This is a genomic window from Zhongshania sp. (genome assembly GCF_041623545.1).
Classification (GTDB): domain Bacteria; phylum Pseudomonadota; class Gammaproteobacteria; order Pseudomonadales; family Spongiibacteraceae; genus Spongiibacter.
In genome coordinates, this window is sequence record NZ_JBFJWS010000051.1 from 1 (window position 1) to 15,413 (window position 15,413).

Here is a 15,413-nt window from a genome sequence, read left to right on the forward strand (position 1 = left end):
TCTGTTCGCCTGTTCGCCTCAGCGGGCTGGCTTAACGCTGAATTTAAAGACTTTAGCAGTGCCTCCCATGTCGACGCCAAAGACGACTGGAACGGCATCGTGTTAGCCCCGGTAGATATGGATGGCCGCGAAGTTGCCCACGCTCCCCATTATCAATTTTTCCTTGGCAGCGAAATCGCCCTGACGAGCAATTTAACATTGCGGCTAGAAATTGAGGGTAAAGACGAATTCTATTTTTCTAATAGCCACAACGAAAAATCAGAGAGCTATAAGTTGGTCAATGCGCGCCTAAGCTACGACGGTGGCAACTGGGGTATCGCGTTATGGGGTCGTAATCTAAACAATGAAGATTATGCCACCCGCGGTTTCTACTTTAGCAATCAATTTGGCAATGATCCGGCCAAAGGCTATGCACCGGAAGCCTATTATCAATATGGCGAACCGCGAGTAGCAGGTATCTCAGCTAACTATAGCTTTTAAGCCTGCGGGGCGGCCCTAGTGCCGCCCTATCACTTCCACACGGATATTGGACTACGCTATGAAACTCTCTGTTGAAATTAGCATGTACCCCCTGAAGGATGAATTCATCCCTGCCATTCAAAATTTTATCGATCGCCTAAACACCCATCCGCACCTGGACGTACTAACCAATACCATGAGCACCCAAGTATTTGGTGACTACGATTTGGTAATGGACGTGATCAAGCAAGAAATGCGAAAGTCTTACGAACAATTTGGCCGCGCCATTTTTGTGTGCAAATTTATTGACGGCGACTTAAGTCCGGCACACAACAATGCTTAGTCCAGACCTGATTTCCGCCATAAAAGACGGCATAGCGGCCATGTCACTTTGGGAACTCGTCGCCGTAATATTGGCACTGGCCTACCTTATACTCGCCATGAAGGAAAAAATCAGCTGTTGGTACGCCGCCTTCGTCAGTACAGCCATCTACCTGTTTTTATTTTGGGACGTGAGCTTGCTCATGGAATCAGCCCTACAAGTCTTCTACTTGATCATGGCGGTGTATGGCTGGTGGCAATGGCGACACCACGCTGATAAACAACAGGATCTGGCTATTCATTGCTGGCCACTCAAAACCCATCTTATAGTCTTAGCCAGTGTTGGCGTTCTAACGCTGGTCTTTGGCTATGGGCTTGCTCAAAACACTGGGGCCGCGCTGCCTTACCTTGACTCGTTCACAACATGGGGGGCAGTCATCACCACCTATATGGTAACTCGCAAGGTCTTAGAAAACTGGATCTACTGGATCGTCATCGACGGCGCGTCAGTCTATTTGTATATCGACCGTGGCCTCTACCTCACCGCACTATTGTTTATGATTTATGTGGTGCTTGTGGTCATCGGCTTCTATCAATGGAATGCCATCTACCAACGGGAACGGCATGAGCATCTCGAAAGCTGAACTGATTCCTGCCGACTGGCAACGCTGGGCAAGTACCCAACCTACTATTGTTAAACCCCTGCTCGGCGGCTTAACAAATAAAAGCTATTTGATCCGCGCAAACAATGAATTATTGGTACTGCGGAAAAACTCGCCAATAAGCGAAGCACTGAATTTAAATCGCAGCGCCGAGGCCCAAGCGTTAGCCCATGCCGATCAGGCCGGACTCTGCGCACCACTGGTCTACTATGACCCCCAACAAAATTACATGGTCAGTCGCTATCTTAGCGACACAACCTGGTCAGTTAATAGTGACGCAAGCTTGGCCCGTCTAGCCCAACTACTTCGCCGTATTCATCAACTCCCCAGCATTAGCACCGCTTTAAATATCGACGATAAAATGACTTACTACTGGCAGGCGATAGACACCCATTTAGAATTTGCCAAGGAACTGCAGTCGCTAAACGCCGCTATTCACGCCCACATCGAAAGCGCCAAAGCACTAAATAAAGGCTATGTTCTCTGCCACAACGACTTATTGTCATCTAATCTCATTGCCGGCGCCGACGACCGCTTATACGCAATAGACTGGGAATACGCCGCGATGTGCGATCCCTTTTATGAGCTCGCCGTGATCATTGAAGGCAATGGCCTAAACTCGGAACAACAACAAACACTATTAACACGCTATTTAGCAAAGTCCAATACTCCGCCAGATTGGCAGCGCCTGCACCACTGGCAAATTATTTACCGCTATTTATGCCTGCTTTGGTATGGGGTTCAGTATTCAACTGGCGCCATGAGCCAATCCAATATGAGCGGTGAGATGCGTAAACAAATTCTGGCGTTAAAGGCTCTTATTGCAAAAGACAATTAAAACATTTCCGAGACGACAACTAGCCTTACATAGGGGGCTAGGGAGCGACCTGTTCATATATCTCTAGTGGCAAACCGTCAGGGTCGCTAAAAAAAGTAAACGCCCTACCAGTATATTCATCTACCCGAATTGGCTCTACCGCCACGCCACATGAAAGCAAATAATCTGCTGCAACCGCCACCGAATCGACACTAAGTGCAAAATGTCTAAGCCCTTGCGCTTCAGGGTAGCTAGGCCGCGCCGGTGCATTGGGAAACGAGAACAGTTCGATCTGCTCGCCGCTGGGTAAGCGCAGATCCAGCTTATAGGAATCGCGCTCTGCCCGGTAATTTTCAGCGATGATCTCCAAGCCTAATATTGCGGTATAAAATTGCTTAGATACTGCATAATCAGAGCAGATGATCGCAACATGGTGAATTGAATTAAACATTTTTTAAGCCTTCGACTTAGGGGACTATATAAGCAAAATTCAACACTGAAGGCGACACTCCGCTAATGATTCTTCATCTAAGTAAGTAATTGTGGCGGCATTAAAATTAAGATCGACAAAAAGATGGCAGTAATATTCACCGTGGCGCCAGGCCATTGCCACACTGGAATTATTGGAATAACCCAATTCAAAATGGCCATTAAACGCTGGGTAGTTATTTCTAAAACGCATCAAGGCTAAGAGTCGTTGCACCACAGGCTGCGCTACCGCTTCATCAATCTCAGGCATGCTGTAGAAGTGCCGATTAATGTCCCGCAATTCGCCAGTCGCCTCCATCAGTTCAATGTCATTGCAACCGGCCAACAAGCCAACGTAGTAAACCTGCGGAATACCGGGCGTAAAGAACTGAATTGCTCGGGCTGCCAGATACGCCTCATCATTGCGCATTAGGGCATCATAAAAAGTACAGGTTAACTGGTAGATAGCGCCGACGCTGTGAATATTCGCCGCCGAGCGACGTAAAATTGGGTCGGCACTGCGGCTGGAGATATTGTCGATTAAGGCCCTAATTTTTTCTTCAGGCAGCACCCCTTCTACATCGGGAATACAAATACCGTCGTGAGTATCCAGTACCGTCACCATATTGCGCGGGCACATGCGCAGCCAATTTTTTAAGTAGACACTATTCGCATCTAGCAATGAAAATAATAACAATGGCGGCAAGGCAAAGCCGTAGGGGTGCATATTGCGGCGACTTATGGCGTATTGGTAACTGCTGTGATCATGCACCTCGGGCAAGATCTCAGCGCCGTGCAACTGGGCAACGCCGTTCATCCAATCGAGATTGCGATACACATCCGGCTCCACTAAAAAGCAACTGGTGCCAATGCGTTTAGTAGTATAGCCAAAGGCATCTAGGCGAAATAACTTCACCCCGCGCTGGGCTAAAAAGCCAATATAGTTTTCCATTAACTGGAAGGTCAGCTCGGACTCGTAATTTAGATCAATCTGATGCTCAGTAAACGTACACCATACCCGGCCGGTACCGCCGTCGGCAAAGTCCACTCGCCGGAACGGTTCCTTCTCTTTGCGTATATGAATTTTTGCTAAATCGTCTGAGCTTATCTCACCGAATGTATCAACGTGAACAAAGAGGTCCGCGTATTTAGAGTCATAGCCCTTGGCGATAAAGTCCTTAAACTCCGCCGATTCATCAGAAATATGATTCACGGTCACATCGCAGCAAAGATCGTATTTTGCCGAGATCCGTTCGATATCTGCCCAATCGCCGTATTCAGGGTCGACCTCTTTATGAGTCAAGGGCGAAAACCCAGCGTCGGCATTTGAAGGAAAAAACGGCAGAATATGCACGCCGCCGATGGCGCCGGAAAAATGCTTCTCTATGACGGTGTACAAATCTTTTAAGTTATTGCCCAGACGATCGGGATAACAAATCATCTGCACTGCATTACGTAATGCCATACGGAGCTCCGGTCTTTGAGTAAAACTGAAAAATCAGCGGGCACAAAGCATTAAGCAAGACTGAATATAGCCTTGCTTAATGCAGAATCATCCTCAAGCTTACGGCAGTCGTCGACTGCAGCCATAAACTCATCCCCCCAGACCTTGATATCATTGTGGCGAACCACCTCGTAGGCCTCGCGCATTCGGCTGCGAGCCTCGTCGCGATTCAGGTTTAAGGCAACGTAACAGGTTTGCACTAATTCATTGCGGTCATGGGGGTTGGCCAAGATCGGCCCGCGCAACTCTGCCGCCGCACCCGCAAATTCCGATAAGACCACGACCCCGGAGCCGTCGGTCATGCCCTGGGTGGCAATATACTCCTTGGCCACCAAATTCAGCCCGTCGCGCAGCGGTGTTATCCACATTACATCGGCCATGCTGTAATAGGCCACCAGCTCCGCAAAGGGCAAGCTCCGGAAGAAAAACTGCAACGGTGTCCATCCCACTTTGGCAAAGCGCCCATTTATACGGCCTACCGCCTGCTCTATTTGTTGCTGCAAATCCCGGTAAATTGTCATTTCACTGGCGGCTGGCACACAGACCATCATCAGCGTCACCTTATCGTGAAGATCGGGGTGCTGATCTAACAAACGTTCATAGGCCTCAAGCTGCTCCAATATACCCTTGGTGTAATCGAGACGGCCCACCGACAGGATCATGCGGGTGCCTTGCAACTCGTCCCTAAGCTCTACCATCCGGCGCTGCACTTTCGCGTTGCTAAGCGCATCTTCAACACGCTTGAGGTCTAGCCCTACCGGGTGCGCGCCCAAGCGAATTCGGCGATCATTCACCTGGATTTCAGTGCTCATCTCATCTAATCCCACTGCGCAACCATAGCTTAAAAAGCGCGGTGCGCAGCTCAATCTTTCTGTTACTACCAAGGGCGTAACCCCTCGGGCAACATCAACGAAGTTCTCACTCTGCCGCGGAATATGAAAGCCGATATAGTCGCACTGTAATAAGCTGCCAATAATATCGCGACGCCAGGGAATAACATTAAACACATCTGCGGAAGGGAAATAGGTGTGATGAAAAAAGGCGATAACAACATCGGGACGTATCTCCCGTAAAAACGCTGGCACCATCCACAAATTATAATCGTGTATCCATACCGTTGCGCCTTCAGCGGCTTCGCCAGCGGCTACCTCAGCAAAGCGGCGGTTTACATTGAGAAACACCTGCCAATGATCTTCTCTAAAGGTCGCGCGCTCCCAAAAGGTGTGCAAGGTTGGCCAGAATGCTTCTTTGGAGAATTTTTTATAAAAAATATCCATGTCGTCGCCGCTTAGGGCGACCCGTGCGGCAACGAGATTGGGGTAGCGCGCGGTATCTACTTCAGTGTGGGTTTCAAATTTTCCATCACTTTCTTCATGAATTGACCACGCCACCCAAGAACCCGCTCGACCATCTGCAAAAAAACTCATCAAGGTTGGAATAATGCCATTGGGCGAGGTCGGCCGACGGCGAATAATCTCGCCATTTTCTCGCGATTCCTCATAGGGAAGGCGGTGATAGACAATGACCAGGTCAGATTTTCCCGGCACTAAGACGTCGCGCTGCTCCGCAGCCATGCCCGCAGCGCCGAGAAAACCAAAATGCTCTATCGCTTGTAAAATACCGCCACAACCGGTCCGTTCCGCATGATAAACCCTCGCCTGATTCTCAGTACCCTGCAGTAAGGCAGCTTCCGACTCGCCAACGCAAACACCGATAAAGCCGTGTTCGTACATCGACAGATCATTTAGAGTATCACCAGCTACTAGGACATTTTCATCACCAATACCAAGCTGCTCTACCAGCCTGCGCAAGCTTGAGCCCTTATTCACCCCCTTTGGCAAAATATCGAGATACAAACCCGCCGAATACAATAAATCACAATCCAGTCCCTGCACGACGGCATGCAGTTCGTCGCTAACGGCATCAGCGCTGCAAAAGAAGGAGACGCGACGCTCTTGGGGCACATCCTGTCGCTGCAAATGAGAAATATGGGCGACGGCCTGTTCCACCAGATGCTCTCCTGGCCAGCGTTTATCGATATCGCCCTGGAGCGGCTGAATAGCTTGTTGGCTATGACCATCAACCACCGTGCAGCCGACGTCGCAAATAATATAATCCGGTTCGGGAATCATCGGATCAGCGAGTAGCGGCAATACTGATTCAAGCCCTCGACCAGTCACAAAAGCCAGTTTGATTTCCGGGTGCGCTGCAATTAATTGATAAAGTTTAAGACGCTGATCATTGTCGCCAGCCAGAAATGTGCCGTCTAAATCCGTAGCTAAAAGCATTAAAATTACCTGCGTTAGAACGCAGAGCCCAGCTCCCACCAGACTCCGGGTGCTGTTATAAAAAATTCATAACAGCATCAGACTACACTAGCGCCACACGGAATGTTTGCCAGTGCCGTTTACTTTGCAGTTCACTAGGTATGCAGGTTTTATGCCGGTAAAAACGCAGTATTAGCTGGCCAACTTGCTAACAACGCCAAGACATAGGAGTACCATCGATTTTAAAAATAATTGAAATTTAACGAAAAAATTTATTTTATTAAAAATTCTAGCCAACAAAGCACCGAAAATATTGATATTGCACCAATGCGGGCAGCCCAAATAACCCAAAATAATTCGCAATGAAGATTTGCTCCTGCGCAAAAGCTATGCCACAGTAAAAGCGTGATGTCTGATTACTGGTCGAACACAATCGCCGCCGCACAGACCCTGCGCCGCGATTTACACGCCCACCCCGAGCCGAGCTGGCAAGAGGTTCGCACCGCTGAAACAGTTCGAAACACCCTAAGTCAGCTCGGTATTACTTGGCGCCCCTGCGCGGGAACAGGCACCATAGCCACGTTGCCCGCCAATGGCGCACTAGCTCAGTCCAAAACCAAACATATTGCCCTGCGCGGCGACATCGACGCACTTCCCATTATTGAGCAAACCGGCCGAGATTGGTCGTCAACCCAATCTGGCTGCATGCACGCCTGTGGTCACGATGGCCACACCGCCACATTGTTAGCCACCGCCCGTTGGTTAAAGCACAATGAACAAAGTCTAAGCACCCCGGTCACATTACTATTCCAACCAGCGGAAGAAGGCGGACACGGCGCAAGAGAAATGATTAACGAAGGCGCATTAGACGGCATTGACGAAATTTACGGCTGGCATAACTGGCCGGCAATTCCCTTCGGGAAATTAGTCTGCCCCGACGATATTGTTATGTGCGGTAACGGCACCTTTACGATTACTGTCACCGGCAAGGGCGGCCACGCCAGCCAGCCGGAGCTATGCCGCGACCCAGTACTCGCCGCCAGCGCGATTACCCTTGCCCTACAGCAAATAGTCAGCCGCCGCCTAGCCCCACAACAAGCCGCCGTTGTGAGCGTAACCTCGTTCATGGCCGACAGTGGCGCGACCATCATTCCCCAACAAGCGGTATTAGGCGGCAGTATTCGCATGCCTGACCAAGCAAGCCGCGACCAAATCAATGCCCTGATCACCGAGATCAGCCAGCACACCGCGCGCAGCTACGGCGTGGAGTGCGAGGTTGAAATAACACCGCGCTACAACGCGACAATTAACCATCCGAGCCAAGCTCAACATGTTCGACAGCTCTGGCAAGAATGCTACGGTGGCGACTCGCTCCACCTAAATATCCGCACACCGATCATGGCCTCAGAGGACTTCAGTTATTACCTCCGAGAAATTCCCGGCGCCTTTGCTCTCATTGGCTCCGATGATGGCGACGAGCACCACCAAGTGCCCTGCCACAGCCCCCACTACGATTTTAACGACCGATTAATCCCTCTGGTAACGAATCTGTTTTCTCGACTCTGCGGCGTGACGACGCCCGAAAAACCTGCAAAGACCATCTGAAAAATAGCACCCCGTCAGCTTTACGACGGACATTATTTACAAGAAGGAGTACGCATGAGTATTTTTGAGCAACGTGAATCAAACATCCGCGCCTATTGCCGCGTTTACCCAGTGGTATTCGACAAGGCCGTGAACGCCCGCCAAACCGATGAGGACGGCAAACAGTACATCGACTTTTTCGCCGGTGCCGGGGTTTTGAACTTTGGTCACAACAACCCGCGCATGAAAAAGGCCATGATTAACTACCTCGAATCTGATGGTGTTACCCATAGCCTCGACATGCACACCACTGCCAAACGGGCCTTTATGGAGCGCTTCGTTAAAACCATTCTTGAACCCCGCAACATGGACCATAAAATGCAGTTTATGGGGCCAACCGGCACCAACTCGGTAGAAGCGGCCCTCAAAATTGCCCGGCGCGCTACCGGCCGCCAAGAAATCGCTGCCTTTACCCACGGTTTTCACGGCATGACCTTAGGTTCCCTGGCTTGTACCGCAAACGCCTATTTTCGCGGCGCAGCGGGAGTGCCGCTGAACCATGTTTCCCATCACAAATTTGGCTGCACTGAGCACCTCAAACAGCTGGCCTCCTACTATGCCGACGCCTCCAGCGGCTTCTCCCCACCGGCAGCTTTTTTAGTCGAAACCATCCAGGCCGAGGGCGGTGTTAACGTCGCCAGCAAAGAATGGTTACAAGCCTTGGCCAAACTGGCAAAGGATGTTGGCGCACTGCTGATAATTGATGACATTCAAGTAGGCTGCGGTCGTACCGGCAGCTACTTCAGTTTTGACGAGATGGGCCTCGATCCCGATATTGTATGCCTAGCCAAAGGTGTTGGTGGCATGGGCACGCCAATGGCGCTTAATCTCGTGAAACCGGAAATAGATAAGCACTGGTCCCCCGGCGAGCACACAGGCACCTTTCGCGGCCAATCCCTGTCCTTTGTCGCGGGGAGCGAAGCCCTCAGTTACTTTGAAGATAGCGAACTAATGGCCGACGTTGCCAAAAAAGCGGCTGTTATGGCGGGCGCCTTGGCACCACTCGAAAAACACTTTAAAACCATCGCAGTACGTGGCAAAGGCATGATTCTCGGCTTAGATGTCGGTAACGGCGAGCGAGCCAAAGCCATTGTCGATAGCTGCTTTGCAGATGGGTTACTCATTGCCAGTTGCGGTACTGGCGGGCGAGTAGTCAAGTTGATTCCACCCCTCACCATTCCAGACGACGACCTGCAGCAAGGACTCGACATTCTCGTCAGCAATACCAGTAAAGTCATGGAGGCCACTGCATGATCCAACGCGACGACATGACCTTCCCTTTTGAGGAGTATCAGGGCCGCCTCGCGGCTCTGCGGCTGCGCATCGCCGACCGACGCCTAGATGCTGTGGTGATTTCTGATCCAGAAAACATCATGTACCTCACCGACTACCAAACCACTGGCTATTCCTTTTTTCAGGCCTTGGTCGTGCCACTTGAAGACGAACCCTTCATGATTACCCGCGCCATGGAGGAGTCGAATATTATCGCCCGCACCTGGGTTGAGCGGACTAGGCCCTATCCCGACACCGGCGATGCGATACAAATGCTGGTGGATGCCCTGCGCGAGTTTGGCCTCGCCAAAAAGCGCATTGGCTACGAGCGCAATAGCTATTTTTTCCCTGCTTATCAACAAGATCGGGTCCACACAACGCTAACTGAGGCCAAATTACTCGACTGTTTTGGTATTGTTGAGCAAGGCCGTATTTGTAAATCACCGGCAGAAATTCAGCTCATGCGCAAAGCGGCAGTCGCCACTGAAGCTGGTATGCAAGCGGGTATCGACGCCTGCCAAGCGGGGGTGAGTGAAAACGAGATTGGCGCTGCAATAAGTGCCGCCATGTTCCGCGCCGGTGGCGAACCGCCAGCCGTCATGCCCTACGTAACCTCTGGCCCCCGCACCATGATCGGCCACGCCACTTGGGAAGGCCGCACCGTACTACCCAATGAGCACGTATTCTTGGAAGTCGGCGGCTGCTACCGCCGCTATCACACAGCCATGATGCGCACCGTAGTTCTCGGTAAACTAAGCGACTCGATGCACCACGCCCAAGAGCGCATGAAGCTCGCCCTGCACGCGGTACACGACAAAGTTCAGCCGGGCATGACGGTCTCTGACGCCGACAATTTAGTGCGCAATATCATTTCTGAAAATGACTGCGGCGCCAGACTCATTACCCGCTCGGGTTACTCCATTGGTATCGCCTTCCCGCCCAGCTGGGACGAGGGCTATATCGTCAGCCTTAAACAAGGTGAGTCGACCGTACTGCAACCCGGCATGACCTTTCACATTATTCCATGGATGTGGGGCGTAGACGGTGACAAAACCTGTGGCATCTCTGACACTATTTACATTACCGACACGGGCTGCGAATCCTTTTTCACAATGGATCGCGACTTCACCGTAAAACCCGAGCAGCCTGAACCCGCTCTGCTAGAATTTGACGAGGCACGTAAAAACAAACGAGAAAAAGCCGAAGCCAGCGATAAAGCCAAAGTTAAAAGTAGCGAGTAATTCTTTACAGCGAGGTAGCCATGCTAATAGCGACAAACCCATGTACCGGACAAGTCATAGCCGAATACCCGACGCTAAACAGTAGCGAACTCCACGAAAAAATTGGCGACGCTTTCCGCGCTGCCGACCTATGGCAGGCCACCAGTATTGACGAACGAGGCAAGGTACTCAGAGCCGTAGCCGCTGAGCTACGGCTACAAAAAGACGCGCTGGCCGAACTCATGGCCTTAGAAATGGGTAAACCCGTTCGCGAAGGCACCGCCGAGGTCGAAAAAGCAGCGGGCTGTGCTGAGTATTACGCGGAGCACGCCGCCGAACATTTGGCCCCACAAACCCTGCCCTCAGACGCCAGCATCAGCTATGTATGCCACCCACCACTCGGCACTTTACTTGGCATACTGCCTTGGAATGCTCCCTTGTGGTTGGCCTTTCGTTACCTAGCGCCAGCACTCATGGCTGGAAATACCTGCGTCATGAAGCACGACCCAAATGTACCGGCCTGCGCTGCCGCCATTGCCAAAGTGTTTAGCGATGCCGGTGCCCCAGAAAACATTATGGTCAATGTGCCTATCGACAATGCAACAATAGAGACCGCCATCCGCGATCCCCGCATTGCCGCGGTCTCCTTTACCGGCTCCGGCAACGCCGGCCGTATTGTTGCCGCTATTGCCGGATCAGAAATCAAACCTACTGTACTTGAACTCGGCGGCTCTGATCCCTGCATTGTGCTCGCCAATGCCGATTTAGAGACCGCAGCCGATGTCGCAACCTTGTCGCGTATGATCAACGCTGGGCAATCCTGTATTGCTGCAAAACGTATTATTGTTGAAGACGCGGTATACGATACCTTTATCGAAAAACTGCAAAGCCGGATGGCTAAATTCACAACCGGCGACCCGCTACTGGCTGAGACTCAAGTCGGCCCCATCGCCAGAGATGACTTACGCCAAAACTTGCATCGCCAGGTTAAGGACTCCATAAACGCTGGCGCCAAATGCCTGCTCGGCGGCGAACTCAGCGACGGCCCCGGCTTTTTCTACCCACCAACGCTGTTAGTCGGTGTTACCGAGGGCATGTCTGTGTTTAGAGAAGAGACTTTCGGCCCTGTTATGGCTGTGATCCGCGCCGCTGATGTCGAAGAAGCGGTGCAACTTGCCAATGAAACCCGCTACGGCCTAGGCGCCGCGGTGTGGACTAGCGACGCCAAACTCGCCACCGATATAGCTAACCGCCTTGAAGCCGGCCAAGTCGCGATAAATGGCATTGTGAAAACCGACTCGCGACTGCCCAGCGGCGGTATTAAAGGCTCCGGCTATGGCCGAGAGTTAGGCCCCCACGGTATTCGGGAATTTGTAAATACTAAGCAGATTTGGGTGAAATGAAATTAGCGAGGCTGTCTATCGCTTACGTGTTTACTTTTACAAACCGAAAACTTCGCCCCCGACAAGCATAAATGGGGGCGATTACTGGCCACTGCTACAGCCCCCATTTATCTCACCAGCAATCTATATTTTTTCCGCGACATAGATTGAATTAAAATACAGCATTCCACGTTTAACAAAAACGTTAATCCGCTCCCCCACACGGCATTCTGAAACACTGGAAATTAAGTAACTACCGGAATCTACTTTAATCGTAGCGTGGGAAAGACGGTCCCTTGTATTTCCACCAAGTATTACACATTGCTCAATGACGCCAGTCATTTGTTCCAATGTATCACCGCTGCTTCGAATGCAAATGACAATATAAAAACTAAGAAGCATCAGCGTAAGTAGAATAGCTTTTTTAAGAGTGAAAGCATTGCTTGTCATAATTTCTTTATTCACTAATTACGAGGAAAATCACTTCTTAAACCTGCAAGTTCACGTGTAAGCGCCATTGCCGAAATCGCTTTGCAGCCACTGACATTCTGCCCTGCCCACAAGGGCGAAAAATCACCACTGCCCATGTTTTCTGCTTTCCCACGCAAGGGCGCGATCGCCGTCGCTGCCAATGGAAATTCTGGCGCGTCGGGGCTTATCGGACCAAGCTCCCGCATTACGCGATTGACGATTCCCCGCGCCGCGCCGCCACTGAACACATTGGTAAGTGCGGTTAACTTCGTCCTATCGCTTTGCAAGGCCGCGCGGTGCACAGGGCTCGTGGTCGCCTCGTCGCACAGCAAATACGCCGTGCCAATTTGCGCCGCAATTGCGCCGAGTTCTCTTGCTGCGATAACGCCCTGGCTGTCAGCGATGCCACCGGCGGCGATGACAGGCACACTCACTGCGTTAACAATCTGGGGCAGCAATGCGAACGTGCCTACTTGGGTATTGAGATCTTTCGATAGAAAATAACCGCGATGCCCACCAGCCTCTAATCCTTGCGCGATAATGGCATCCGCTCCGTGGACTTCTAACCAGCGCGCCTCGTCTACCGTGGTCGCGGTTGAAATGATTGTTCCGCCCCAGCCGCGAATCCGAGCCATTAACTCGGGTGCCGGCAGACCAAAATGAAAACTGACTACCGGCGGTTTAAACCCTTCAAGCACCTCCGCAGCCTCGGCACTAAAGGGCCTACGTCCCGCGCCCTCTGATATGGCATTTACATCTAGGCCGACCTCAATAAAGTATGGCGCTAGCGTTTGTCGCCAATGCTTTTCGCGCTCGGCATCCGGGTTCGGCGGTACATGGCAGAAGAAATTAACATTAAAGGGGTTGCTGGTTTTAGCCGTAAGTGCACTCAGTTCTTTGTGCAATGCCTCTGGACTGAGCATGGCACAAGGCAGTGAACCAAGACCATCGGCATTGGACACGGCAACAGCGAGCTCGTGGTTTTGCACCCCGGCCATTGGCGCTTGAATGATCGGTAATTCGACGCCAAGTAATTCTTTCAAATTCATTATTTCTCTCATTCCAGTGGCCGACGCTATTCGCTTCATACCCTCGATACTCGCGTTCACACGTTATGACCGCAGTATAGCTTGGCACTGTGCCCTGATCGACGTCATCTGTGTAAGCGCGAGGACTTAGCTTTTGCGTCTACCGCCTCCCATCACCTGTACTGCAAGCGTGACACAGCGATATCTTCACTCATAAAGAAAAGCCTTTAAGCCTCAAGCATATTTTTCCTCGTGGGCCCGCAGTGTTTTCTCAACCTTCTGTAAGGCGCGGCGTATTCGGCTGGCGATCGTATCATCTAGCAACGTCGCAGAATGTGCAGCACACAGGTTATCAGCAAGCGCCCAGCGCTCACTGAGCTGAGTCGCCCAGTCGCGAAAGTCCTGCGCTGCCCCAGGTCGCTTTTCCAGAGTTTTAGCTAAGGTCATGTGAAAACTTACTTCGGCCTTTTTCAATTTACCAAGCAGCCCCGGCAGCGGCAGATACATTAGCGTGTCATCGGCATGAATGGTTTTTGAGGATTTATGGTATGCCAGTACCGAAGAAAAATGCAGGTGCTCATTGCTCGAGATAAAATCAACGCCAGCAGGAACCGAAAATTCAAAGTCCTGCGCGAACAAGGCCGCGCATTCCTCTGACTCCGTCAGTTCAGCCTGCCATGGCAGATCGGGAAATTTAGCGTGGTGACGTTGGGTGCCATAAAGTCGCGCATTCGGATACTGCTCGTGCATACCGGCTACATGCACAGTATGAAAGGGATGCAAATTAATAATCGCGTCGATATCTGCGCCATTATTCGTTAAGGCATCGACTTCTGCTTTCAGTGCGTTATTTAACGTATACGCGTCTAGCAGCACATATTTTCCGCTCGCGCAGCGCACTAATGATGAATGAGTGCCTATATTCAATAGGCCGCCAATCTTGAACTCCCCACGAATATTCCAAAAATCGTCGGCAATTTTTACAATTCTTTCACCCATGGCTGTGCACACCTTTTGTTGGCGAAGGCGCTACCCTTCTTGGACTGACACGATGCCACAGCATCCCTCTAAAAGCCAAGCTGAGCCTTATTTAGCCTGGCAATGAAATTTAGTCAGGGCCAATAGGATTGTGGTGCCTTTACTGACACCAAACTGATTCACCGCCCAACTCTCCGCTGTATTAATATAGTGACGTAGTTTCTGCGAAGCATCGGCGGTGTGCAGCCACCCAAGCAGACTAAGATTGAGTAGTAAGGTAATAACAAACACCACACGAAAACTGGCTTTCTGAGTTTTATGACGAAGACCTTGCTGCGCAATTATCGCCCCAGGCCAACCACAAACTAATGCCGAGATGTGTAAAGTATTTTCCTGCACCCGCCAATGACCATTTTTTGCAGCCCATTTGTCTTTGGCGTATAAACAGTAGGAAACGATACTGCAAAAGAAATAGATCACCCCCACTAGCACGGGCGTGAAGCCCAAGTAATACGAAACCAGTAAACCAAGGACCAAAAAGCCAATTGGCAAATACCATGTTTTCAAGCTTGTACGCCCCTCACCTTCACCTTTTCATATACAGCACGCTTCAGGCAATGCTATCGCGTGACGAACAATACTAGCCCATCGCCGCTTTTTTTGTTTTAAAGAGTTTCGTCAAATCTTGCTCCATTGCATACAGGCTGGGCAGATAAAACAAGGTAATGATACTGCCCACAATCACACCCCACAGCATTACCATTGCAATTGGCGCGACGATGGGGTTTATGCCAAACACGCCGTAAGCCACCGGGAACAAGCCTGCCACTGTGGTAACCGTGGTGATAAAGGTTGGCCGCAATCGAGTGCGCGCTGTTGCCACCAAGGTATCCCGATCAATAAAGCCGTCGCGCCGTGCA

Annotated in this window: 14 protein-coding genes and 1 pseudogene; 8 read left to right on the plus strand and 7 right to left on the minus strand. The window is 51.0% G+C overall.

Annotated features, from left to right (window positions below; all coding sequences use genetic code 11):
- The 4 genes and pseudogenes from ABYT30_RS07610 to ABYT30_RS07625 form a co-directional block, all read left to right on the plus strand.
- Positions 1-480, plus strand: a pseudogene (locus tag ABYT30_RS07610) (TonB-dependent receptor); the annotation flags it as partial.
- Positions 481-538: 58 nt separating this feature from the next.
- Entirely contained in the window at positions 539-802 is a 264-nt protein-coding gene (locus tag ABYT30_RS07615; protein ID WP_373081627.1) for a YkoF family thiamine/hydroxymethylpyrimidine-binding protein, read from the plus strand.
- Entirely contained in the window at positions 795-1,424 is a 630-nt protein-coding gene (pnuC, locus tag ABYT30_RS07620; protein ID WP_373081624.1) for a nicotinamide riboside transporter PnuC, read from the plus strand. Before ABYT30_RS07615 ends, pnuC begins: the two co-directional genes overlap by 8 nt.
- Positions 1,405-2,280 (plus strand): phosphotransferase, encoded by an 876-nt coding sequence (locus tag ABYT30_RS07625; RefSeq protein WP_373081623.1) that lies wholly within the window; start codon positions 1,405-1,407, stop codon positions 2,278-2,280. Before pnuC ends, ABYT30_RS07625 begins: the two co-directional genes overlap by 20 nt.
- A 37-nt stretch (positions 2,281-2,317) precedes the next feature.
- Here the strand turns inward: ABYT30_RS07625 and ABYT30_RS07630 are convergent, their stop codons facing one another.
- From ABYT30_RS07630 to ggpS, 3 genes are read right to left on the minus strand one after another with little or no spacing between them, the layout of a single operon-like run.
- Positions 2,318-2,710: a VOC family protein gene (locus ABYT30_RS07630; protein ID WP_373081621.1), complete on the minus strand. Its 393-nt coding sequence runs from the start codon at positions 2,708-2,710 to the stop codon at positions 2,318-2,320.
- Between the two features lie 39 nt (positions 2,711-2,749).
- Positions 2,750-4,192 carry a sucrose phosphorylase gene (gtfA, locus tag ABYT30_RS07635; protein ID WP_373081655.1) on the minus strand — a complete coding sequence of 481 codons (1,443 nt, stop codon included), beginning with the start codon at positions 4,190-4,192 and terminating at the stop codon, positions 2,750-2,752.
- Between the two features lie 50 nt (positions 4,193-4,242).
- Entirely contained in the window at positions 4,243-6,519 is a 2,277-nt protein-coding gene (gene ggpS / locus ABYT30_RS07640) for a glucosylglycerol-phosphate synthase (protein WP_373095841.1), read from the minus strand.
- Positions 6,520-6,906: 387 nt separating this feature from the next.
- On the opposite strand from ggpS, the gene doeB2 reads away from it, so the two are divergent.
- The 4 genes from doeB2 to ABYT30_RS07660 are packed head-to-tail and all read left to right on the plus strand — an operon-like array spanning position 6,907 to position 12,037.
- Entirely contained in the window at positions 6,907-8,103 is a 1,197-nt protein-coding gene (gene doeB2 / locus ABYT30_RS07645; RefSeq protein WP_373095843.1) for a N(2)-acetyl-L-2,4-diaminobutanoate deacetylase DoeB2, read from the plus strand.
- Between the two features lie 54 nt (positions 8,104-8,157).
- Positions 8,158-9,396: an aspartate aminotransferase family protein gene (locus ABYT30_RS07650; protein ID WP_373081661.1), complete on the plus strand. Its 1,239-nt coding sequence runs from the start codon at positions 8,158-8,160 to the stop codon at positions 9,394-9,396.
- Positions 9,393-10,655 (plus strand): ectoine hydrolase, encoded by a 1,263-nt coding sequence (gene doeA / locus ABYT30_RS07655; protein ID WP_373081664.1) that lies wholly within the window; start codon positions 9,393-9,395, stop codon positions 10,653-10,655. The genes ABYT30_RS07650 and doeA overlap by 4 nt, the downstream gene beginning before the upstream one ends.
- Positions 10,656-10,675: 20 nt before the next feature.
- Complete coding sequence (locus ABYT30_RS07660; protein ID WP_373095845.1) at positions 10,676-12,037, plus strand: NAD-dependent succinate-semialdehyde dehydrogenase; 1,362 nt, start codon at positions 10,676-10,678, stop codon at positions 12,035-12,037.
- Between the two features lie 443 nt (positions 12,038-12,480).
- On the opposite strand, the gene ABYT30_RS07665 is transcribed toward ABYT30_RS07660, so the two are convergent.
- The 4 genes from ABYT30_RS07665 to ABYT30_RS07680 form a co-directional block, all read right to left on the minus strand.
- Complete coding sequence (locus ABYT30_RS07665) at positions 12,481-13,536, minus strand: NAD(P)H-dependent flavin oxidoreductase (protein ID WP_373095847.1); 1,056 nt, start codon at positions 13,534-13,536, stop codon at positions 12,481-12,483.
- A 213-nt stretch (positions 13,537-13,749) separates the two neighbouring features.
- Entirely contained in the window at positions 13,750-14,514 is a 765-nt protein-coding gene (locus ABYT30_RS07670; protein WP_373081670.1) for a hypothetical protein, read from the minus strand.
- 87 nt (positions 14,515-14,601) lie between these two features.
- On the minus strand, positions 14,602-15,060 hold the full coding sequence (locus ABYT30_RS07675) for a DUF1294 domain-containing protein (RefSeq protein ID WP_373095849.1): 459 nt from the start codon (positions 15,058-15,060) through the stop codon (positions 14,602-14,604).
- Positions 15,061-15,133: 73 nt separating this feature from the next.
- A partial coding sequence (locus ABYT30_RS07680; RefSeq protein ID WP_373095851.1) for an efflux RND transporter permease subunit occupies positions 15,134-15,413 on the minus strand: 280 nt, incomplete at its 5' end.